The organism is Calothrix sp. 336/3, assembly GCF_000734895.2.
Lineage (GTDB): Bacteria > Cyanobacteriota > Cyanobacteriia > Cyanobacteriales > Nostocaceae > 336-3.
Genome location: NZ_CP011382.1, coordinates 2560060 through 2583274, shown reverse-complemented (window position 1 = coordinate 2583274; position 23215 = coordinate 2560060). Strand labels below are relative to the sequence as shown.

Here is a 23215-nt window from a genome sequence, read left to right as displayed (position 1 = left end):
GATATTCTTTAAAAATTGACTTGCTCACAAGACAATTGGTTTATAAATAACAAGGGAAAGTTACCAAGATAGGGGAGGTGGGATGATGGCAACTATAGAAAGTTCTATCCTAGAAGAGGTTAGTCAATTTCAGCAGCTACAGTTAGCATTGCGCGATCGCTGGCAAAGTATCGAAGGTTCAGAGGATAGTGATGTCGATATTTTAGTCATTCCCTCCCTGAGTATCGACCAACGGGAAATGGCAAAGGTAGAAGGTTGCGAACATTATGAAGAAAGATTACTCTTTGCTTTAATTCGCCTGTGGAACCCCCGTAATCGTTTAATTTACGTCACATCTGTACCCCTACACCCTAGTATTATTGATTATTACTTACAATTACTTCCAGGAATACCCTTTTCCCATGCGCGTAACCGCTTGCTGTTGCTTTCCACCTACGATGCATCCCTCAAACCCCTGAGTCAAAAAATTCTTGAACGTCCTCGGTTACTGAATCGGATTCGGCAAGCGTTACGCCTAGATAAGTCCTTCATGGTCTGTTACAATTCGACTTTCCTAGAATCAGAGTTATCTGTGAGATTAGGTGTACCCCTCTATGCAGCAGACCCGAATTTGCAGATATGGGGAACCAAGAGCGGGAGTAGACAGATTTTTGCTGAGAGTGGTGTTCCCCACCCCGACGGCAGCGAGCGAGTATGGAATGCTACAGATTTAGCGGAAGCGACTGCGGAACTCTGGGAACGACAACCAAGCTTACAAAGGTGTGTAGTCAAGCTGAATGAGGGAATTTCCGGAGAAGGTAATGCCTTGTTTGATTTTAGACCCATTAGTCAGTATGCACCCTCCAAGGCAACCCATGAACAGAGAGTCGCGGTAATTGGCGATCGCTTTGCGACAATGCGTTTTCAAGCATCCCAAGAAACCTGGGCAAACTTTTCTGGACGTATCCCGGAATTAGGGGCGATCGTAGAAGCATTTGTTGAGGGAGAAATTAAATATTCCCCTAGTGTTCAAGGAAGAATTACCCCCCTTGGAGAAGTCGAAATCCTCTCCACCCATGACCAAATTTTAGGTGGTCCCGATGGTCAAATTTACCTCGGTTGTCGCTTTCCTGCCGATGAATCCTACCGTTTACAATTACAACAAATGGGATTACAAGTCGGAAGAAAATTAGCAGAGAAAGGAGCATTAGAACGTTTTGGAGTCGATTTCATCACAGTAAAAAATGCCGATGGGAAATGGGATATTCAAGCAATTGAAATCAACCTCCGCAAAGGAGGAACAACCCATCCGTTTATGACCCTAAAACTATTAACTAATGGTCGCTATGACCTCTCTACAGGCTTATTTTATTCCCAACAAGGGCGAGCCAAATATTATATTGCCACGGATAACCTCCAAAAAGACCGCTATCGAGGATTATTACCCAATGATTTGATGGATATTATCGCCCACCATCGTTTACATTTTGACACAGGAACCGAAACCGGGACAGTATTTCATCTCATGGGTTGTCTATCGCAATTCGGCAAATTAGGGCTAACAAGTATTGGAGACTCTCCCCAACAAGCAGAGGATATTTACAATAAAGTTGTTAAGGTATTAGATGAGGAGACGAGTAACAAAGCCCATGATTTCTCCTGGTTTTCTAATAATACTTTTCCGATGAATTGGGATGGTTTTAGCTGTTAGGTTAATATCTTGTATAGGGAAGTTATAAATAAAATCATAATGATACTTAAAAACTATTATTTTGTATTGTAATCTTCCCTATAAACATTAAAAAATATGAATTTTGCTAGCGATAAATGTGCAATTAGTTAAGATATTCTTTTTTAGAAAATAAATATAGTTATTTAAATTAATTATCGCAAAAAAATATATTTGACACAATGACAGAAGTTCTACACTTTACAGGATTTATCAAGGGAGTGAGTTACAGGACATTCCTAACTCAGGAATTAAAGGAAATTTACTTAGATAATTTTGATGTAAATGAAGCTAATACATTTGGATTAATTAAATCTTCTAATACTGAAATAGCTTATTCACAATGGGTATCACCAAAACGAACTAGAAGTTATCCCTTTGCGAGAATTTATAATACATATAATTCTTCTAAGATTATAACAATTATTCCAGTCCTTAAAGATGAAGGAAGTGATGGTGATAGAGACAGAATTCAATATTCAACCATTTCTTGGATGAATTTACTCAATATTTATATAGTGCTTGCGTATTACGATACGGCTGATAAAAGTAAGAAAAAGGGGCAATTAAATAAGCAAAAGCTAGGTAATCAAAAATTTAGTAGCGAATTTGTAAAATCTCAAATTGATGAAATTTTGGCATATCGCCAAAGCGCGCTTCATTGGAATAAAAATCTCTTTGAAGAAAGATTTACAGCAATTTTACAAAAAGCTCTCGATTGCTATGATTCAATTTCTCAAACCACTGGTATATCAGTTCATTCTCGACAAGGAATGGATAGTTATTTACAAAAAATTATTGAAGAATTTGAAGAGTTCAAAAATATTTCCCTTAAAGGTTCTCAAAGTGCTAGCAAAAGGGAATCTTTGACATCTCATAAGCTAGAATATTTGGTTGATGGATTAAAAGCAACTTTCTGTATTGAGAATTATCTAGGAGGAGTTTACTATTTAACACCAGATGAAATATTTCATGAGAATAATATATATATTATACAAGAATCAAAAAATACTTCAAAAGAATCCTTGCCAAAGTTATCTGATATTCAAGATGGGTTGTTTAAGTTAATCTTATTTTCCAATATTGACTCACTCAATATTAATGGAGAATCAGTATCTTTTACAACGAAGTTAAAATTAACAGGTAAAAATGTAATAGACTATATTATATTTCCAGAAGCTTCATTGTCAGATATGGAATCTTTTTTTATGATTAACTCAAAGGTATTTAATAAAAATCAAATAGGTATAATTAGAAAATTATTTTTAGAAGCTAAATATAATAAAAAAATAAAGATAGAGATAGCAAGTAATAATTAAATTAAACCTTGGTATATAATTTATTAATTATCTCAAAGAAACATTATTTTAGAAGTTGCGATGATAAAAAGCCCACTGCGTTATCCAGGTGGTAAATCAAAAGCTATCAGTCAAATAGCCCAATATATACCAGATGAGTATTCGGAGTTTAGAGAACCTTTTGTTGGTGGGGGTTCGGTGTTTATATATGTGAAACAAAAGTTTCCCCATACTAAAATTTGGATTAATGATTTAAATCAAGAATTATTTTTGTTTTGGAAGTATTCTCAATCTCATTTATCTCAACTAGTAGGAGAAATTCGCAAGATTAAAGGCACATATAAAAATGGTAAATTATTATTTGAGGAATTAATCCATACAGATGTAGATAAAATATCTGATTTTGATAGGGCAGTTCGTTTTTTTATACTCAATAGAATTACTTTTTCAGGAACAGTCGAATCTGGTGGTTTTTCCGAGCAAGCTTTTCATAAACGATTTACCTATTCATCTATAGATAGATTAGAAAAACTAGAAACAATCTTAACGGCAGATATCAAAATTACAAATTTAGATTACAGCCAATTATTACAGACACAAGGTAAGAATGTATTTATATTTTTAGACCCTCCTTATTTTACTGCCACTAAATCAAAATTATACGGTAAAAATGGTGATTTACACACCTGTTTTAATCATCATCAGTTTGCTTCCTTATTACAAGACTGTCAACACAAATGGTTAATTACCTATGATGATTCCCCTTACATTCGAGACAATTTTCCATCAGCAAATATCAGAGAGTGGCAATTACAGTATGGGATGAATAATTACAAACAAGGTAATGCTGCTAAGGGAAAGGAGTTATTCATTAGTAATTATGAAATTAGAGATAATTTCAAGATAAACGCGGATGGGGATGAAACCCGACAAGCAGCATTACAATTAAGTCTTGAATTTTATTGAGAATAATTACAATTCAGTTTCTTGTAGCTTTTGAGCTTGGCGATCGCCTAGGTACAATTTTTTCTACCATCAAGCCAAAATCAAAGGGAGAGTGTGAAAAACCAGTCTCACCTTGAGATTTTTTATCCAGAGTATCCGTCAAGATGTAAAAATTCCACCAGCATTTATATTGCTGGCTGATGGATGCAAAATATTTCTGAAAATCGGGTTCAGGGGTTGCATTCATTACAAGTATGGACTTGAAGATACTGTTAATTATTATACGTATTTACAGGGTTGACATCCGGTAGCAATGCTCTATCTGTGGTCTGCCGGAGTAAAATAAGTGAAGTTTCCTGTAACTGGAGATGTAAATCGGGTGATTAGCACCGATTCCCAAAGCAAAACCCTGAAATTAACTGTATTGTGCCTGATGCTGTTCTTGTTGTGGACAGGTAATTCTTGGGCACAGATGGGGGATGATGGCAAAATTACCCCAATTATTGAGAAATTAGTGGATAGGGATGCGCGAATTCGTTTAGAAGCCCATGATGCCCTGGTAAGCGTGGGTTCCGCAGGAGTTCCAGCCTTGATCGCTGCCCTGAAAAGTGAGGATAGTAACCTGCGGTGGCGAGCTGCTTGGGTGTTGGGTGATATTCCTACGGAAGCATCGGCGGCTGTGGGTGCATTAATTGAGGCATTACAGGATACCGATGCCCAGGTGCGGATGTATGCGGCTTTAGCCTTGGGGGATATTGGCAAGCCAGCGAAATCGGCGGTACCGGCTCTTATGGCTGCCCTCCAGGATAGGGAAGAATTCGTGCGTATCTATGCGGCAGCAGCTTTGAAGCGTTTGGGTGGGGAGGCAAAGGTTGCGGTTCCTTCCCTAGTAAATGCACTGAAAGATAAGAACCCCAGGGTGCGAAAAAATGCCGCCTTGGCACTGGGCGCGATGGGGGTGGAAGCGAATTCTGCGGTGAAAGATTTGATTCCTTTGTTGGATGACGAGGAATATTATGTCCGTTATGGGGTGGTGAAGGGTTTAAGTGGCATTATTGGTGCATATCAGGATGTGGCGGATAATTTGCCTAGTGGTAAGTTAACCAAGGTGATATGTAGTTTTGAGCAGGTTTTGAAAATTCTGGAGACACACCAGGATAAGTTTAGTGAGTTGGATACGGTGAAAATTCGTCGCCCTCTGGAAGCTTTGAAAACGGAGAAAGAGACGCGATTGTTTGCGGTAGCACAGGAATGGGTTATCCAGCACAAGGTGATTTTAGGAGTGACGTTGTATGTCACCTTGCTACCGTTGTTGTGTTTGCTGTTGCTGTGGGTAGCACCGTTGTGGATATTGCAAATTAATAATGCTCTCAAACCCTATACAGATTTTTCTCTGCCCTTAGTTAGTATTAATGTACCACTGCGGTATGTGCTGTTTGTCGGGTTTTTTCACTATCATCCCAGGGTGTTAGATGGGTGGGTGAGTAAGTATATGCCATCGGTGCGGGAGCAGTTTCCCAAGAAAGAGACGGTGAGCGATCGCCCCTTGGGTGGATTAGACAGCTCTGGGCGTACTTATATTCCCATTCCGGTAATTCTTGACGGTAATACTATTCCCCAATTAACCCCGGAAGCTCTCTGCCCTAGCTTTGAAAAACAGCGTAGTTGTATCGTGATTTCTGGGGAAGGGGGTATTGGTAAAACTAGTCTCGCGTGTCAATTAGCTGGGTGGGCGATCGCCAAAGATAAACGTTTGGGTAAACATCCCATACTACCTGTATTACTAGAAGAGAATTTTCGCCCGGTGGATGGGAAATCTGCCTTACTTTCGGCAATTCGTGGGCAATTACAAGCTTTGATTGATGAACCAGAACCGATTTGTGAGGAATTATTGATACGCTTGTTACGGAAAAAGCGCATCTTAGTGATTGTTGATAGATTCTCAGAATTGAATGCTAGTACCAGGGAGACGATTCAGCTTGATTCCCCAGATTTTCCCGTCAATAGCTTAGTCATCACTTCTCGTCTGGAAGAAAAATTAGCACGGGTAAATAAAACTACAATCAAACCCCTACGCATTGCAGCCAATAAACTTTCATCCTTTATGGAAGCTTATTTAACGCAACGTGGAAAGCGGGATAAATTTACCGATCAAGAGTTTTTCGATGCTTGTAACCGCTTGTCGGCGATAATTGGTCAGGGAGATATCACTGTACTTTTAGCAAAACTCTACGCAGAACAGTTAATTTCCCATATTGGCACATCAGGGAATCCGCTACCGGAGAATATTCCTAGCTTGATGCTGGGTTATCTTAACGATCTGAATCGGGATATTACCGAGGATAAATTAGACGATAGAACAATTCACCAACTAGGGAAAATTGCCGCTTGGGAATGTGTACAAGCTAATTATCAGCCGGGAGCAGGGAAGCGAGAAAATATTATTACGACTCTGGGCAATCTGAATTTGACTCAGCCAGAAGTTTATCTAGATTATTTAGAAAACCGTCTACAACTAATACAAACAGTCGGTACAGCCAAAGATCAAGTCCGTTTTTGCCTTGATCCCTTAGCCGAATATCTGGCAGCCTTATATATTGTTGAGCAATGTGGGGACAATGATGGCAAGTGGCGATCGCTATTTTTCCGCAAAGTTGATGACATCATCAAAAATGGTGGAATAGATAGTATCAAAGGATTTTTGTTAGCAGTACGCGAATCCTATATGACTCAAATCCCCCAAGCTCAAGACACAGATTTCCTTCCCCAACGTCTGAGCAAAATTATCAATTAAACCTTTGCCATCATCAAAACTTTCTCATAGCGACCTAGGTTAGCCATATCTGGAGTTACCAAGTTCTCAAAATAGACGATGTTTAAGTCCCAAAAACATACTTTTCTGCAACTTTCCAATAGCGAGAAAAACGTTTCAAATCTATATAACCATCATAGTCAAAAAACGCTTCCATCTCGAAAATTTCTAAGTCCAGTTTTTTCTCAATCCCATCACAAATTTTCTCAAAACGCGGACTCGGACTATCAATAGTTATAACCTTTTTGGCTTGATTTTCTTGCGCAAAGGCAATAATTTCTTCAGTGACATCACCGCGACGCATCACCACAGGTAATTCTAATAAGCATTCATACATAAATGTTAGGCGCTTTAAACCGATTTGCCACTCTTGAATTAAGACATCATCCCATACCCAAATTGCCGGAGCATCAGGATATTCCTCAAAAGCCGGATTGTGAGGACTTAAACAGTCACCATGAACCCAAATAATTTCTTGACTCATACTTTTCAACCTAGAAAATTATTCCCTGCAATGGAGTTGATAAATGAATTAACGCTTGCGTTTACCTTTCTGCCAACTTTGACTATTTGCTGGTTTACTAAACTCTCCTTGGGGAAATAACTTTGCCTCTAATTCTTCGTAACTACCCTCAAAATCACATTTACCAGATAAAGGACATTGTTGACAGTAAATTCCCCCAGTGTAGCGTTCCAAATTTTCCCGATTGAAAAAATAAGGCTTATGACTAAAAGTACTAGCTACCCATTGCCAGGACATATTATTACTAGCAGGATCGCCATCCAAAAGATGTGCTAAAAACCATTTTGCCCCCGATTGCCAGCGAATATGCCGCCAATGGATAATATAGGCAGCTAACCACATCCGGGGATGATTATGTAAATAACCTGTTGTTGTTAATTCTTGAGCAAAGCTATCAATACAAAAACTTCCGGTTTTCCCCTCTCGAATGTCTTGGGGAAGCTCAAGAGCATATTGATTGGCAGCGAATCCTGTTTTATATTCTTCTTGGTCTTGCCAAATACCATCACCAAGTTTGACATATAGTCTTTGCCAATAATCACGCCAAGCAAATTCATTAATTAATTTCATCCCATCATCCGGATTTTTCACTTTCTGGAGGACATAATCACGGACTTCTCGTAAACTCAATACTCCATGACGTAGGTAAGGAGAAAGACGGGTGACGCTACCATCCAAAAAGTTACGGGTTTTGGCATATTTTAGCGGTTCAACTTTTTGTAATAATAATTCTGCCTTTTTGCGTCCACCTAAAGTTTCACTGACTTGATGATCAAATTTGACAGCTTCCGGGAATTGTTCACGGATATATGCGATTAACTCTTCACGGTTAGCGAAACTATGGCGTAAATTTTCAGTCATATTCTCCAGTTGTCTACTGATATATATCCTAATTTTAATTATGAGGATTTTCCCACCACCTTCGTCTTTTGACGCTTTCCCCGTCTCAGACTGAAAGTTGTACAATCTACTAAACCCCCGCGAGTGAGTGATCGTGTTTCCAAATCTCAGTGCGATTCACTGCATTAATCCAGATTGTTTGCGTCCCTATCCTCAACCGGAGGGAGGCAATTTTTGTCATAGCTGTGGTACACCCCTACAGTTAATTAATCGCTACGTAGCTGTACAACGCTTGGGTGAGGGGGGTTTTGCTCAAATATACAGCGTTTGGGATCAGCGTAGCCAAACAGAAAAAGTTCTGAAAGTGTTGGTGGAAGAATCACCCAAAGCACTGGAGTTATTTACCCAAGAAGCAAGTTTTTTATCGAGTATCAGACATCCGGGAGTACCCAGAGTGGATGTTGATGGATATTTTCAACATCGTTGGATGCACCTCCAGGGCGAAAAAATATTACACTGCTTGGTAATGGAGAAAATCCATGGTCAAACCTTGGAAGAGATACAGCAACAATATCTGCAAGGATGTCCAGAGGATTTAGTTTTAGATTGGTTCTCGCAGTTAATTGATATTCTTCAGCACCTGCACCAACGGCAAATCATCCATCGTGACATCAAGCCAGCTAATTTAATGTTGCGTAATTCTCCCCAGTCTTCAGGTAAACAATTAGTCTTAATTGATTTCGGGGGAGCAAAGCAAGTGGGGGTAGAAAATCAGGGATATATTCCCCGCTCAACGAAATTATTTTCCTCTGGTTATAGTCCTCCAGAACAGGTGATTGGTGGGGGGGTGACACCTGTTGCCGATTTTTATGCCTTGGGGCGGACAATGCTAGAACTGTTGACAGGTAAGTATCCTGGAGATTTAGAAGACCCATTAACTGGGGAATTAAAATGGCGACACTTAGTGCAAATTCAGCCAGAGTTTGCCGATTTACTAGATGAGATGATGCAAATCGATGCGCGATCGCGCCCCGCCAATACGGCAATTATTCAGCAACGGTTGGCACAAATTACCTCAGTCAATATTAATACTCCAGTATCTGCCAAATCTCATTTCGGACAATCCCCTGGGAATACTGCAACTCAGAAAATCCCCGTTGCTGCTTCTGGTTTGCCTATCCAGTTTTTCCAACCTCTGTATGGCTCTGTTGTACAAGTGGTGACAACCTTCAGTATAACTACGGGGTTGTTTTTTCAGACAATTTTCAAAATTATTCAAGCTTGTCTCGATACAATTTGGACAAGTACTTTAACTATTATTGGGATTTTAGTTGGTATTGTTACGAGCTTTTTCCTGTCTTGGCAAACTAATTTAGATAAGCAAATTACTAATTTTATTTCCTTCCAATTTCCTGGACTTTTGGAAAATCATCCTTCCATCTCGGCGGCGAATATTTTACTATTTGCTTGTGCAGGAATGGGTACAGCTTGGGGAATCACCACCGCTAACAGATTTGGGCAAAAACGCAGGTTAGTCATTGCCTCAGGAATCGGGGCGATCGCCTACACCCTAGGTTATATAATTCTCCAAATCGCTACACCTCAATATCACAGTGAAGGATTAGTCTGTTTAATACTAACTGGGGTTTCCCTAATGACTCTTGGCTTAGGCATACGCAGCCATCAAATAGTCTACGCTATTGTTACTGCCTTTGGTACTGCCATGCCCTTGGCTCTACTTTTAGGATTGGGAGTACAACCGGGAGAATTTGAGTTTCTCAATCAAGTTGGAATTAACGGGTTATTACCAAAAATCGCTTTTTTTCTGATTATGGGTGTGTGTACCAGCTTTTGGTTAGCAGTGAGTCACTATCTAATTGTGCCTTTTTTACGTCTTTTAGGATGGCGTTAGATTTACCACAAAGACAAACACATCAAAACAGTCATTCTCTTCTATTTCCCATTCCCCACCCATAACATTACCCCCCGAACTATGAATTTAGCCCAGGGGGTAATAATACTTAGCTGACTATAGAGTTTCGGTATATATCTTGATGACCCAATTGTAAACACAGTATTTGATTTTGACTAGTGAAATTACTAGGATTTACATTAGTTTTATCGTTTCTTTACGTTTCCTTGATACCAACCATTTGTTTCACCAGTCCTATATGTAAGTATAGCAATATATACTTACATCAATTCTCGATTTGTAATATTCTAGTCAAGAAATATGAAACTCAAGATTAGCCTTGCTTTATTGATTTGTGTAGGATTCGCAGAACAAACCTTGGCTGTAAATCAGCAAGATTTAGAACAATTACGCACCACAGGTATTTGCCATCGGTGTGATTTAAGTGGCGCTGATTTGACTCAAATCAAGCTCGGAGGGGTCAAAATGCGGGAAGCTAATTTAAAAGGAGCTAATTTATCTGGTGTCAACTTAAAAGATGCTGACTTGACAGGTGCAAATCTGGAAATGGCAGTTCTCAACGGTGCAATTTTAGAAAATACCTCCCTAGTCGGGGCTAACTTAAAATCAGCTTCCCTGGAGAATGCAGTATTATCCTATACCGGCTTTCTCGGCGCAAATCTAGAGGCAGCAAACCTCAAAGGTGCTACAGAATTACTCCCCAATTACCGTGGGGCTCATTTTCGTTTAACTACCATGCCAAATGGAGTGGTGACATCTGATAAACCCTACTGGTGGTCTTTAGAGCGCAATGCCCCTAAAGAGTGCAACAAGTTTAAAGTCGGTGGCAGGTCTGGTTCCACTTGTTACACCGAGTAATGTAGAAGTATGGAGTCAGAAAAATTGAATACTGAGTAAAAAATGATATACAAGAATCACCTGTTTCACCCTCCTCATAGACGATTTATCACTCAACCTCGTCAATCTGGAAGTTGTGTTAAGATAGTTGTGGAGAAGTAAACTCGGTGTTCTTGTTTTTACATAATTTTACAAGCGACTTGACCGATAAACATCTCGCAATCATTGGATTCTGGAGAGTTTCATGTCAATTTACGTAGGGAACCTATCCTACAGTGTTACCCAAGAAGAACTCAGCAAGGTATTTGCAGAGTATGGCACTGTTACAAGAGTGCAATTACCTACAGACCGGGAAACTGGTCGTCCTCGAGGTTTTGGTTTCGTAGAGATGGATACCGAAGCTGCCGAAGATGCAGCCATAGATGCACTAGACGGTGCAGAATGGATGGGTCGTGCAATGAAAGTTAACAAAGCAAGACCAAAAGAGGACAAAGGTGGACGTTCTGGTGGTGGAAGCTGGGGTGGCAAGAGTAACGGCGATGGATATTCAAGACGCTACTAAAAGCTTCTAAGTTATTGATAGTCAATCATATTTCAATAACTTTTGCCTAGTGGTATAAGTTTTTTAGCAAAACCAATATCAGACCTGAGTAGCATTTTGATCAGCAAGCAGACCAGACGTTAACTGGTCTGTTTATTTTTGGGTAGATATTTGCCATCGTAATCCCTAACTTGAAACATAAATTTATGTGATGATAGCGAAAAATGCCTAGGGTAAAGGGTTTAGCCGCTATGGTGAATACAGATAAGTTTATGAAACTTGAGTAAAAAACAATAGAATTAACACAGTGACAGCGTTTGATTTCTATTGTGAAATCTATTAGGTCTAGATGGTGGTGAGCGGTAATTGGTGAGTAGCTGGCAAACAACTGTTGACCAAGAACCAAGAACCAATCGCCGAGGATCGACAAACGCTGTCGGTTTGATGTCTCATAGCCAAAACCAATACAGAAAAATGGATTTTGCTAACCTTGCATCCCAGTTGAATGCTGGAACGATACTGCCAGAAGGGATTGTGATTATCACCTTTCTGGGAGTTTTGATTGTGGATTTGATATTGGGGCGGACTTCGGCACGCTGGATTGGATATCTGGCGATCGCAGGCTTATTAAGTGCCGTAGCTGCTCTCTATTTTCAATGGGATAGTACCAATCCAATTGGATTTAGCGGTGGATTTAACAGCGATGCTTTAAGTGTGATTTTTCGGGGGATTGTCGCTCTGTCTGCGGTGGTGACAATTCTCATGTCTATCCGCTACATCGAACAAAGTGGTACAGCTTTAGCAGAGTTCATTGCGATTTTGCTGACAGCAACCCTAGGAGCGATGTTTGTCTGCGGGGCAAATGAATTGGTGATGATTTTCATCTCCTTAGAAACCCTGAGTATCTCCTCTTATTTGCTGACAGGTTATACCAAGCGTGACCCTCGGTCAAACGAAGCTGCTCTGAAATACTTATTAATTGGGGCTTCTAGCACCGCCGTCTTTTTGTATGGTGTTTCCTTACTGTACGGTTTATCCGGTGGTCAGACAGAATTGAGCGCGATCGCCAATGGAATTGCCAATGCAGGGGTCGGTCAATCCCTAGGTTTAGTCATTGCTCTAGTCTTCGTGATTGCGGGTATTGGTTTTAAAATCTCGGCTGCTCCCTTCCACCAATGGACACCAGACGTTTATGAAGGCGCTCCCACTCCGGTAATTGCCTTTTTGTCTGTGGGTTCAAAAGCCGCAGGTTTTGCCCTGGCTATTCGTTTGCTGACAACAGTCTTCCCCCTCGTCGCTGATGAGTGGCGCTTTGTTTTCACAGCCTTAGCAGTGCTGAGTATGATTCTGGGTAACGTCGTTGCCTTGGCACAAACCAGCATGAAACGGATGCTTGCCTACTCATCTATTGCCCAAGCAGGGTTTGTGATGATTGGCTTAATTGCAGGTACTCAAGCCGGATACGCCAGCATGGTATTTTACCTGTTGGTTTATTTGTTCATGAACCTGTGTGGTTTCACCTGTGTAATCCTCTTCTCTCTGCGAACAGGTACAGACCAAATTGCGGAATATTCTGGTTTATATCAGAAAGACCCTCTCTTAACCTTGGGTTTAAGTCTTTCTTTACTATCTTTAGGTGGTATTCCTCCCCTAGCTGGTTTCTTTGGGAAAATTTACCTCTTCTGGGCTGGTTGGCAAGCAGGTCTTTACGGTTTAGTTTTATTAGGGTTAGTTACTAGCGTTGTCTCTATTTACTACTACATTCGTGTAGTCAAGATGATGGTGGTAAAAGAACCCCAAGAAATGTCCGAAGCTGTGAAGAATTACCCAGAAATCAATTGGAATTTACCTGGTTTCCGACCTTTACAAGTAGGACTAGTTGTCACCCTAATTGCTACTTCCATCGCCGGAATCTTATCGAATCCTTTGTTTACCTTGGCAAATAGTTCGATTTCCCGTACCGAAATGCTGCAATCAACAATTATTGACAAAACTCAAGTTAGTGTCGTGACTACTGAGCAGCCTGATAATTTTTGACCAGGGATTTGAATTGGGAAATCAGACATTTCCAGAAAGAACAAACTTCTTTCCATAACTTTTACGAGGGACGTTATCTCAGCGTCCCTTTTTATTTTGGTATCTGTGATGCAGAATTCAAAATTCCAAAACAATCCAGCGTCACTATTGCATTGATGTTGTAAGGGTATGGTTACTTTAATTTTCCTGATAACCCATACCATTTGCTTCTGCATAGCGATGGAGAAATCTCATGATTCTTTCCCAGTGATCATCTTGCTCAACGGCAAATTTACACTCTACCTTCTTTAATTCATCACCTTCGTCACCACCGAAAATAAACTGGGTAGAAGAAGGAATTACCTTAATTTCCCCTTCCTCATCGGTTAAAACGAGGGAATTGAAAAACTTTTTCGTAAAACTATTAATACCATCTAAAGCCTTAATTTTACTGAAAGTCATCACCACAATACGCATCCCAGTGCGCGTTTCCCGACGCAAACTGACATCACTCAACTCTTCATAAACACCAGCAAAAAATTGAATTGAAGGAGACATGGTAAATTCCTCCATCGTCAATGGTTATTGGTTATTTGTGATGAGTCAGACAAAGTCAACCTGAAGACTCAAATCAACCGATTTGCTGAGAATTCAGCACTTATTACAATCCTACCTAGTTGTGTGGTGGAAACTGGGTTTTTTACCACGGCGATCGCCCCTGGGGTGGGTAGCCTATCTTCAGTAACTAGGCAACAGACTCTTCACTATTACCTCTGATAAGGATAATAATACTGCGGATTGGTTACAGGTGTTTGATAACCCATACCAGGTGCAGTCACAACACCATTGGGAATTACAGGGTTGATTACGGGAGGTTGATAAGTATTTGTTCCCATCCCATTAGGCATAGTATTGGGAATATTCGGATTGAATACGGGCGGTTGGTAGGTTGTAGTGGGGGCGATGCTTGTATTTTGGGGTAAATTATTTTGTATGGGATTATTCTGCACAGGATTATTCTGCACAGGATTATTTTGTACGGGAGTATTCTGTACAGGATTATTTTGTACAGGTGAAGTTTGACTGAACTGTTGGTAAGCAACGCGAGAAACAGAATTAATCATTTTTTCTGCACTAGTATCATTTCTCGGACGTTGTACCATCACCGCAGCGATGTAACGTTTCCCTGTGGGTAAATCTACTAAACCAGCATCCCCCAGCATATTCCCAATATCACCAGTTTTATGGGCAATAATAGCTCCTTGTCCCAAACCTGCGGGTAAAAGATTATCACGGACGGTACGACGCATGATATAAAGTAGGCGATCGCGGGATGTCATACTCAACAAATTTCCCTTACTCACCATCCCTAACAGGTTTCCCAATTCCTTGGGACTAGTGGTGTTAGTTCCTTCTAAATCCGGTAATATATTGCGAATATTAGTTGTATTTAAACCCCAACTACGAAAACGTTGATTTAATGTTTCCACGCCTCCCATTCTGGCAATCAGCATATTTGTGGCGGTATTATCGCTAATCACCATCATTTTAGTTGCCACATCCAAAGCAGAGAATTTGCTACCCACTGCTTTATACTGCATATCACCCGAGCCTGTGGCAACCATCTCCTTTTCCATGGTGAGAGTTTCATCGAGACGAATTTTCCCCTGATCGACATCCTGGAAAAAAGCCACCAATATCGGTATTTTAATCGTACTTGCAGCGGGGAAAGCGGCTCCACCATTTAAATCTACATAACTGCCACTATCTAAATCAGCTAAAAATACTCCCGGAGTTAAATTCGGGTTGCTCGCTGCCAGATTTTGGACGGCAGTTTTTAAGGCAATATTTTCCTGAGAAAGGTTTAAACCAGCAGTAGTCGCGTTAGCAGTGGGTGTCGGTTGTGCTGAAGTTGTTTCCGAGGTGTTGGTAGAAGTCAGACGTGTGGCGGGATCTAGTACTGATAACATCGTACCCACGATCGCCCCGATACCTACCCCAACAATTAATAACCGCAAACCGTATAGTATCGCCCTTGCCATGGGTTTTAACTTGGTGCGGTTGGAGTTGGTATATTTTCTAGATACAGCTTGCTTGCGGACTCTAACTGCCCTAGATTTAACGTAATTGGGTTTGAAAGGTGGAATTCGTCCCGGTGTATTCGCTCTAAGGGGTATGGGTATAACTTTGCTGGATTTGCGGATTCCAGGTTTGGCTGGAGTCACCCCAGAACCTTCCCCCATACGCACTAGTTTGCCCTCTTTGGGGGGGGCAGATTTATTGCCTGTGACTTTCGCTACCGGTTTACCCTGTTTCCGAACTGGACGGCGAACTGGACGACTGATAGGTTGTCGTCGTGATAATCCCGTTAATTTGTAACTCGAATCTGACACCGTTACTCCTTTCAACCCCGTTGACTGTCACTTCGACAAACTTCCGAAACAATACTGAAATTTTATAAATTTAGGACTACTGAGGAAATTACTGACACGTAGTAACGGTAAATACCGATATTTTGTGTCTGACTTTTACATAGTATTTTTCTGTTTAGTTTAAGCCATATTTAGGCGTTTTGGGGGGGTGGTCACAGTCTTCTAGGTGAAGAATTATGAGTTTTCCTTCTCGTGAGGATTACTGAGCGACCATTCGATTTGCCGGATAATTCCCCGTAGCATTGCCACGTCATTAACTTGTAATTCCGCGCGATTATACAGTTGACGAAATTTTTCCATTCTACTAGCCGATGTATGGGGATAGAGGTATCCGATTTTCAATAGTAGCGATTCTAATTGCTGATAGTAGGCTTCGACAAGTTCCTGGGGAGCAATTTCTATTTGAGGGCAGGTATCCTTTGGGGAAAGGGGTAGAGACTGGGAAAGCTCATAGCAGCAGAGAGCCACGGCTGTAGCAAGATTTAAAGAGCTATAGGCGGCATCCGTAGGAATACGTAGAAATTTTTGAGCATAGTTCAATTCTTGGTTAGTTAATCCCCGATCTTCCCGTCCAAAAATCAATGCTGCGGGTTGTGCTATCTCTTCGAGTAACCAGGGTAGAGTCGTACGCGGTGGTTCTAGGGGTGCATTCCAGTCATGGTGAATTCCGGTGGTGGCGATCGCCCTTTTACATCCGGTTAATGCTGCGGGTAAGGTTTGAGTAATTACAGCTGATTCCAAAATATCCTTAGCGTGAACTGCCATTAACTGTGCTTCGGGAGAGTGGCGATCGCACCGAGGATTAACTAAATATAGTTGCCGCAACCCAAAATTTTTCATTACCCGTGCAATAGAACCCAGATTTAAAGCACCTGCTGGCTCTACTAAGATAATTCTCACATCTGCTATGGTCATTTCTCTCCAATCAACGAATCAGCGAATTTTTTTGATGTGGTGACAGTATCCCAGTATTCACTCCCAATTACCAAATGGCGATCGCTTCATCTCCAGTAAATAGTACGTTTTAACTATTTTTATTCCATTAATTGATTGTGGTGAACCCTCTTTACATAAGTTTACATAGGTATGTAAGTCATCTTTTCATAGAGTCACATCTTGGTATATACCTAAAATCCTAGATTCCACTTCTCAACCTTTTCCAATATTGCCAATGCTCTTTTAAGTTGATGTTAACTCGCTTAACTTGCCTGGTGTAACTAGGAGAATATATACAGACTGAGATTGTGATATGATTCCACACCTTTATCCGATAAAAATTGCCAAAAAAGTTAATCAATGGATACCAAGATTTTACAGAATAAACAATCACTGCTTTTTCTCATCCTCGGTGTAACCAGCTATATCATTTTTATCCTTCTTGCCCGATATTGCAAACCGCTAACTTTAGCAAATTTGCTGGGATGCTTGGCATTTATTGCTTATATTACAACTTTAGCTCCCAGTATGTTTAGAGCTATATTTCCAAATATGCGCGGCAATAAAATTCTAATTTTGCTATTAAAAAAACGTAGGGATATAGGAATTATATCTTACATACTAGCATCAAATCATGCCTTAATTATGGCAGTAGAAAAAATATTAACTTTTTAGACAAAAATACCTAGATTCACTATTTTCAAGGAATATTGATGCTATTTATTATGAGCTTGTTGGCAATCACTTCTAATGATTGTAGTGTCAAATTATTACAACGTAATTGGATAAAACTCCATAAAATTTCCTACTCAATTTTATTTATTATTCCGTGGCATATCCTAGATAAGATGTCTCACAAGTGGAGCTATATAACACCTTTAGAACTACTGATTACATTAATATTTGTTTGTTTTTTTGTCAAAAGAAAAGTCTGGAAAGACCAATTATTATAGGCTGGATAATTATCAATGATAACTATGAAAACCCAAAATGTAGGTTAATTATATGCTAGATGAAGAAAATTATTATCCTCAATCTGATGATTATAATCGTCTATTTAAAGATGTTGCAGATTGGAAACTTCAAGTCCAAGATAATTGGAGTCCTTGCCTAGAAACAGATTTACTAGCAGAGCTTAAATCTCCAAGTATCTCATCTATCAAAGTAGATGAATCTGAAAAATCTATGTTTAAAGTATCTTGTGTCTTAATTGTCATTCTCGCATTACTCAGTATTGGAATGTGTATTCAGGCAGATGCGATCGCCCAAGCTTTGCGAGAAATAGCAAGACTATCAATACAGCAAACAATTCGCCTAGATGATTTATAAATTATTCACTTTTATCTATTTCCATTTATTCAATAATTTGTTAAGTAATCACACTTAATATTGAACAATTAGCTTGGTTAGAAAGTTTTGGAAAAGGTAAACCATTACAGGAAACACTTTATGCTTTAATCTTTAGGGTTTCAAACAGTCAGGGATTGCTCGATAACTCGGTGAATATTGCTTGCAGAATTATATCGAGGTGAAGATAGTGACGCTACAATTGTAGATTTTGTGAGGGTGCTGGTGGGGCGATCGCACTCTTTTTTTTACAAAAGTCTTAGGTTGAAATTAACTTGCTAAAGTTGCCTTGTGTAAGTAGGGGAAAATACGCAAACTATAAGTAACTAACAGGCGTAAAGGTAGTGAATCTCTTCAGTTCACACACAATCTCAAGATATAAGGCTCAGGAGAAAAATATGTATAACATCAACAAAAACAGAGCGAATATGAACAATAATACATTAGCTCAATTGAAATTGAGCGCATTAAACGAACTTAGTGATGAGGTTGCTGCTAATTATATCGGTGGCGAAGCTTATGAATCACAGGGAGATCCAGATATTATTTTATACGAAGGTACAAATTACGGTGGAAGAGGCAAAGGTTTCAATGCAACTATAGGTGATGGTCACTATAATCTTGAGGGTAATGGTTTTAACGATATAACCTCATCTTTGAAGATTATCCGGGGTCAATGGAGCTTGTTTGTAGACAAAGATTATAATGGTCAATCCATTCTTCTCGGACCAGGGGACTATCCCAATATTACCGAAAAAGGTCTTCCAGACAACTCTTTAAGTTCCATTCTACGCGCAGGTTAAATTTGATTTAATAGTAAATCTTCTGAGATTTTGCCGATCTCGAATTGTTCAATTTTCTTTGTAAATTGAACGCTATCACTGAAACCTTTGTGAGATAGGAGTTTTACTTTTTATAGAAACCCGATTAATTGGGTTTCTACGGTTACTAACTTTTAACGTATGAAATACTACAGTGTATTGCAACAAAGTCAAAAAGATTGTGGTGCTGCAAGTCTGGCAACAGTTGCCAAATACTACGGACGTACTTTTGCCCTCAAGCGAGTGAGAGATGCAGCTGATACTGGAGCGCAAGGAACGACACTACTAGGTTTGAGACGAGGGGCAGAATTACTAGGATTTCATACTCGTCAAGTCCAAGCAACTTCAGAATTTCTGGAAAAATTAGATGAAGTTCTGCTACCAACTATTATTCACTGGAAATGTTGCCACTGGGTTGTATTCTACGGAAAAAAGGGAAACAAATATGTCATTTCTGACCCAGCCGTTGGTATCCGTTACCTCACGACTAAGGAGTTAATTGAGGGTTGGAGTAATGGGATTATGTTGTTGTTGCTCCCTGATGATAGCCGCTTTTATGAACAATTAGAAGTTGAGCTAATTTTCTAGGTTTGGTATATTCACTTAGTTTTGATTTGTAAGCTTTTGAGGAGAGCGATCACATCTGGTTTGACTCATCATTACACACACAAAGTTCAATTAAATATTAGCCTTCTCATATATTTCTGTGTCTGCTTCCGTTTTCTCAGCCAATTAACTATTATTTCCAAGCAAAAACAGGTGTTTTTAAATATGTCGCAGCCAAATTTTAAAGCATTGAAACAAGATGTACTTGACCTACTAAAAGAAGTTGGTACTCTTATGGGTCGTGCTAGTAAAGTTATGGAAAATGATAAAACTAACAACAAGTATATGGAGTTTCAACAGCTAATAAGTAATGAAGCACACAATGTAAGGGAACTTGAGTTGAGAATGACTATAGTTGCACCAATGAAAGCTGGTAAGTCTACGATTGTGAATGCGATCGCCGGACAGGATATTCTGCCTAGCCGCAATTCTGCAATGACAACCCTTCCTACTGAAGTTATTTTCGATCATCAAGTAAAGCAGCCAACTTTAATTTTAGAACCGCAAATTATAGAAGTATTTCAAGACACACTATCTTCTTTGAGGGAGAAAATTAAAATTCAAAAAATTGAGGAAGTACAACAAATAATTTGTGAATACCCTCATTTAACACATATTCTAGAAAAAATCAAAAATTCGCATGGATTAAAAATTACTGCTGAGACTCAAGGACGTGAGAATATCATAGATAAATTATCTGGTTTAAATGACATTATTCGTTTATGCAACAATCTAGATCCTCAAGCAGATCCACTGCTGGCGCTAAAACACGCACCGAAAATTAAAACTCCACTTCCTCGTTTTCAAGACAATTCTAAAAATGATGAGATTGGCAAGTTAGTTATAGTTGATACCCCAGGTCCAAATGAAGCTGGAAAAAATCTCAAACTCAAGGGAGTCGTTGAGGAGCAACTGAGGAAAAGTTCTATAGTATTAATAGTTTTGGATTTTACCCAATTAAAAACAGAAGCTGCCGAAAAAGTAAAAAAAGACGTTCAAACAGTCATAGATATCCGAGGTAAAGAGAACTTGTACGTTTTGATCAACAAAGTTGATCAGCGTCGCAAGGAAGATATGACAACAGAGCAGTTGCAGCAATTTGTAGCTGCTGAATTTGGCATTGGTGGCTCTAAAGATGTAAACCGAGTTTTTGAGATTTCAGCCAGACGAGCGTTTACCGCTACTAATTTTTTAATTGAATCACACGAAATGTATCATACTGAACTTGCTAAAATGAAAACTGTCCAAACTCTTATGGAAGAGGCATATCCTCTTAATTGGGAGGATAAAATTGAAGAAACAAATTTAGAAGAATTGCGAGATCTAGCTGGACAACTTTTAAAAAAGTCAAAATTTGACTCTTTTATGGATGGTGCCATCGATGCTCTTATAGCTAAAGCTGCTCCTCGTTGTATTCAGTCTGCTTTAAAAATTACTGGTGATTCAATGACAAAATTGGAAGCTGATATTCATTTTCGTCAAAAAGCACTCAATCAAGAAGAAGATAAATTAAAAGATGAAATAGAAGCATTTGAAACAGAACTTAAGAAATTGGAAAATTTTCGTCAAAATATCCAAAATGTAGAAACAATTAAAGAAGAATTGTTGCAAAAAATCAGTCAACAAATTGACGAAATTAAGAATAAAGCCAAGTATGTTATTAACAATGCTTTCACCAAAGAATCTGAGAAAAATAAAAATCATTTGGAAATCATGGTTCAAAGATTTCTTCCGTTTATTTCCTCGAGTAAGCAAAATAATGTGTTGGAATTTAAAGAGGAATATACTGCAAAATTGTTTGCAGAACAAGCGATTGCTTCAACTAAAGAAATTATAGAACCTTTATTAGAAACCGAACTAAAATCAGTAGAAAAGAGTATAGAGACTCAGCGTCAAAACTTGGCTGAGTCACTGGGAAGGGAAATTAAACCAATCATTCAATGGGCGCGTCAGCGTTTAAGAGGTTTAGATTTACCTGACTTAACTATAGAGATATTACTACCAATGCCCGATTTATATTCTCGAAATTCTGCAATTTCACGAGATGTTGTTAAAGGCAATGTTAAAACACGAGATGGGGGCTATGAAACAAAAGTTATTGAGAAAAGAACTTGGCGACACTGGCTATGGGTGATTCCGAAAAAAGAAACTATTTATGTCAAACAACCTGATATTAATGAAAATTACTATACTGTTTTCCTTCAAGAAATTGTCGATAAATCTAATCAATTTATTGAAAATAGTATTCAAGAAATTCAATTTAAAATTGCAAATTACGTAGACGATGAATTTAAACAGGGGGTAGAAAATTTTTTTGATGAATTTGGTGGACATTTAAGTGATATAAGTCAACAGTTTAACAACGCTTATAGAGATCAAAAAGGAATGGAAAATAAAACAAGAGAAAGCTTAGTAGCAGAGTTTAATTCATTAATATCAGAAGTGAAGAAAAAAAATCAAGAAATCAACCAGATGTTAAGTAGAGTTCCAAAATAAATAATCAAAGTAATGAACACAAAGTTAGCTGAAGATGTACTTAAGTAAAAATACAAGCTGTTGGGAAAATATGTTGATTTCAAACCCAGAAGAGAATAATATGCCAAGCTCTTTTATTCTTCATCTTAAACACCTTCAACATCGCATCCCTGTTGTATCAGATAAAGCCCTAATTGACTTAGTAAACGGCATTCAAGTCAGCCAACATATATTACGTTATCGCAAAGATCGGGGTTGGCTTGGAAAACTGATTGATAAAGTAGACGGTAGCGACCACACACGAAGGCTTCTGCTTGATGGTAATTTAATTGCAGGTCAAAAAGCACTATACAACTGGGTTCAAGAACTCGTTGAAAATCTTCGCATCAGTAACGTTGCTTTAAGTGGTACTCGAAAATCTCTTTTGGAAGCACGGAATGCAATTCGCGACCTCAAGGAAACATCGCAAATACAAGGTGAAGAACTACTTCAACTAAAATACCAACTATCTATGCTTGCTCAACAGGTGAGCGTATATCTCCACGATCTAGAAGCGCGGGTACGTAGCCTAGAGGTAAAAGTTGCTGCAAATCAAGACTTAGACAGGATTGTAACCGCTTGGTCAGCCGGGCAAACTTACAGGCTGCTACCTTGGACTTTGCAAGTTGCTTTACTAGTGCGAGAAGTTTTCAGCAGTTCTGTGGTGATGTATGAACTGGAAACTGGTGATCTAAAAAGTTATCGTGAATTGTTGGTAAATAAAATTCTTGCTAACACCAAACAACTACAACCTCCTAGTGGTTGCAGTCTGGCTGATTTGTTAGATGAGTCTTGGACAGAAATTAAAAATAATGATGACCTGGAATTAGTAACAGGATTGTTGGAAGTTCATTCTATTCCAAGGGAACGCTTAATAAATACGCCACACTTGTTTGTGATAGGTACAACATTGGAATTGGCGACACTTCCAGAAGAAGCTAGACCATCACAGCCCGGACAGAGTGCGATCGCTCTTTGCCGCGCTCATATTGACGATATTTACCGTACTACCGATGCAAAAACATTTGTTGATGCTGTCACACAAGAAACGGCAAATGATTGTCTATTGATGATCGGCAATAATTTTGAGAAATAAAAGTATGTGT

Annotated in this window: 20 protein-coding genes; 14 read left to right on the top strand and 6 right to left on the bottom strand. The window is 39.2% G+C overall.

Annotated elements, in window-relative coordinates; genetic code table 11:
* Positions 1 to 85 precede the first annotated feature (85 nt).
* From IJ00_RS10830 to IJ00_RS10820, 3 genes are all read left to right on the top strand, one after another.
* Entirely contained in the window at positions 86 to 1690 is a 1605-nt protein-coding gene (locus IJ00_RS10830; protein ID WP_035152892.1) for a peptide ligase PGM1-related protein, read from the top strand.
* Positions 1691 to 1890: 200 nt separating this feature from the next.
* Complete coding sequence (locus tag IJ00_RS10825; RefSeq protein ID WP_035152889.1) at positions 1891 to 3027, top strand: hypothetical protein; 1137 nt, start codon at positions 1891 to 1893, stop codon at positions 3025 to 3027.
* A gap of 60 nt (positions 3028 to 3087) precedes the next feature.
* Positions 3088 to 3972 carry a DNA adenine methylase gene (locus IJ00_RS10820; protein WP_035152886.1) on the top strand — a complete coding sequence of 295 codons (885 nt, stop codon included), beginning with the start codon at positions 3088 to 3090 and terminating at the stop codon, positions 3970 to 3972.
* Positions 3973 to 3985: 13 nt separating this feature from the next.
* Here the strand turns inward: IJ00_RS10820 and IJ00_RS28340 are convergent, their stop codons facing one another.
* Entirely contained in the window at positions 3986 to 4198 is a 213-nt protein-coding gene (locus tag IJ00_RS28340; protein ID WP_035152885.1) for a hypothetical protein, read from the bottom strand.
* Between the two features lie 99 nt (positions 4199 to 4297).
* Between IJ00_RS28340 and IJ00_RS10815 the strand changes: the two genes are divergently transcribed.
* Entirely contained in the window at positions 4298 to 6745 is a 2448-nt protein-coding gene (locus IJ00_RS10815) for a HEAT repeat domain-containing protein (protein WP_238178495.1), read from the top strand.
* A gap of 82 nt (positions 6746 to 6827) precedes the next feature.
* Here IJ00_RS10815 and IJ00_RS10810 read toward each other — a convergent pair whose 3' ends face one another.
* Entirely contained in the window at positions 6828 to 7247 is a 420-nt protein-coding gene (locus IJ00_RS10810; protein ID WP_035152883.1) for a DNA polymerase, read from the bottom strand.
* Positions 7248 to 7295: 48 nt separating this feature from the next.
* On the bottom strand, positions 7296 to 8147 hold the full coding sequence (locus tag IJ00_RS10805) for an FAD-binding domain-containing protein (RefSeq protein WP_035152880.1): 852 nt from the start codon (positions 8145 to 8147) through the stop codon (positions 7296 to 7298).
* Between the two features lie 133 nt (positions 8148 to 8280).
* Here IJ00_RS10805 and IJ00_RS10800 point away from each other — a divergent pair, with 133 nt between their 5' ends.
* From IJ00_RS10800 to IJ00_RS10785, 4 genes are all read left to right on the top strand, one after another.
* Positions 8281 to 10038 carry a serine/threonine-protein kinase gene (locus IJ00_RS10800; protein WP_035152876.1) on the top strand — a complete coding sequence of 586 codons (1758 nt, stop codon included), beginning with the start codon at positions 8281 to 8283 and terminating at the stop codon, positions 10036 to 10038.
* Positions 10039 to 10359: 321 nt separating this feature from the next.
* Positions 10360 to 10917: a pentapeptide repeat-containing protein gene (locus IJ00_RS10795; RefSeq protein WP_035152874.1), complete on the top strand. Its 558-nt coding sequence runs from the start codon at positions 10360 to 10362 to the stop codon at positions 10915 to 10917.
* Between the two features lie 223 nt (positions 10918 to 11140).
* The gene (locus tag IJ00_RS10790; protein WP_035152872.1) at positions 11141 to 11458 is read left to right on the top strand and encodes an RNA-binding protein RbpA; all 318 of its coding nucleotides are present in this window, start codon (positions 11141 to 11143) and stop codon (positions 11456 to 11458) included.
* A 453-nt stretch (positions 11459 to 11911) separates the two neighbouring features.
* Positions 11912 to 13474, top strand: coding sequence for an NAD(P)H-quinone oxidoreductase subunit N (locus tag IJ00_RS10785; protein ID WP_035158873.1), 1563 nt, complete (start codon positions 11912 to 11914; stop codon positions 13472 to 13474).
* Positions 13475 to 13651: 177 nt separating this feature from the next.
* Here IJ00_RS10785 and psb28 read toward each other — a convergent pair whose 3' ends face one another.
* From psb28 to IJ00_RS10770, 3 genes are all read right to left on the bottom strand, one after another.
* Positions 13652 to 14011, bottom strand: a complete 360-nt coding sequence (gene psb28 / locus IJ00_RS10780) for a photosystem II reaction center protein Psb28 (protein ID WP_238178494.1) — start codon at positions 14009 to 14011, stop codon at positions 13652 to 13654.
* 209 nt (positions 14012 to 14220) lie between these two features.
* Positions 14221 to 15846: a serine hydrolase gene (locus tag IJ00_RS10775; protein WP_035152868.1), complete on the bottom strand. Its 1626-nt coding sequence runs from the start codon at positions 15844 to 15846 to the stop codon at positions 14221 to 14223.
* A 213-nt stretch (positions 15847 to 16059) separates the two neighbouring features.
* Positions 16060 to 16800, bottom strand: a complete 741-nt coding sequence (locus IJ00_RS10770) for an RNA methyltransferase (RefSeq protein WP_035152865.1) — start codon at positions 16798 to 16800, stop codon at positions 16060 to 16062.
* A gap of 381 nt (positions 16801 to 17181) precedes the next feature.
* Between IJ00_RS10770 and IJ00_RS28950 the strand changes: the two genes are divergently transcribed.
* The 6 genes from IJ00_RS28950 (at position 17182) to IJ00_RS10740 (ending at position 23205) form a co-directional block, all read left to right on the top strand.
* Positions 17182 to 17496, top strand: coding sequence for a hypothetical protein (locus tag IJ00_RS28950; RefSeq protein WP_052754445.1), 315 nt, complete (start codon positions 17182 to 17184; stop codon positions 17494 to 17496).
* A 330-nt stretch (positions 17497 to 17826) separates the two neighbouring features.
* The gene (locus tag IJ00_RS10760) at positions 17827 to 18150 is read left to right on the top strand and encodes a hypothetical protein (protein ID WP_035152862.1); all 324 of its coding nucleotides are present in this window, start codon (positions 17827 to 17829) and stop codon (positions 18148 to 18150) included.
* A gap of 416 nt (positions 18151 to 18566) precedes the next feature.
* The gene (locus tag IJ00_RS10755; RefSeq protein ID WP_046814797.1) at positions 18567 to 18971 is read left to right on the top strand and encodes a beta/gamma crystallin-related protein; all 405 of its coding nucleotides are present in this window, start codon (positions 18567 to 18569) and stop codon (positions 18969 to 18971) included.
* Between the two features lie 159 nt (positions 18972 to 19130).
* Positions 19131 to 19577: a cysteine peptidase family C39 domain-containing protein gene (locus IJ00_RS10750; protein WP_035152857.1), complete on the top strand. Its 447-nt coding sequence runs from the start codon at positions 19131 to 19133 to the stop codon at positions 19575 to 19577.
* Positions 19578 to 19760: 183 nt separating this feature from the next.
* Positions 19761 to 22091 carry a dynamin family protein gene (locus tag IJ00_RS10745; RefSeq protein WP_035152854.1) on the top strand — a complete coding sequence of 777 codons (2331 nt, stop codon included), beginning with the start codon at positions 19761 to 19763 and terminating at the stop codon, positions 22089 to 22091.
* Between the two features lie 70 nt (positions 22092 to 22161).
* Positions 22162 to 23205: a diguanylate cyclase regulator RdcB family protein gene (locus IJ00_RS10740; RefSeq protein ID WP_046814996.1), complete on the top strand. Its 1044-nt coding sequence runs from the start codon at positions 22162 to 22164 to the stop codon at positions 23203 to 23205.
* The last annotated feature ends 10 nt before the right edge of the window (positions 23206 to 23215 follow it).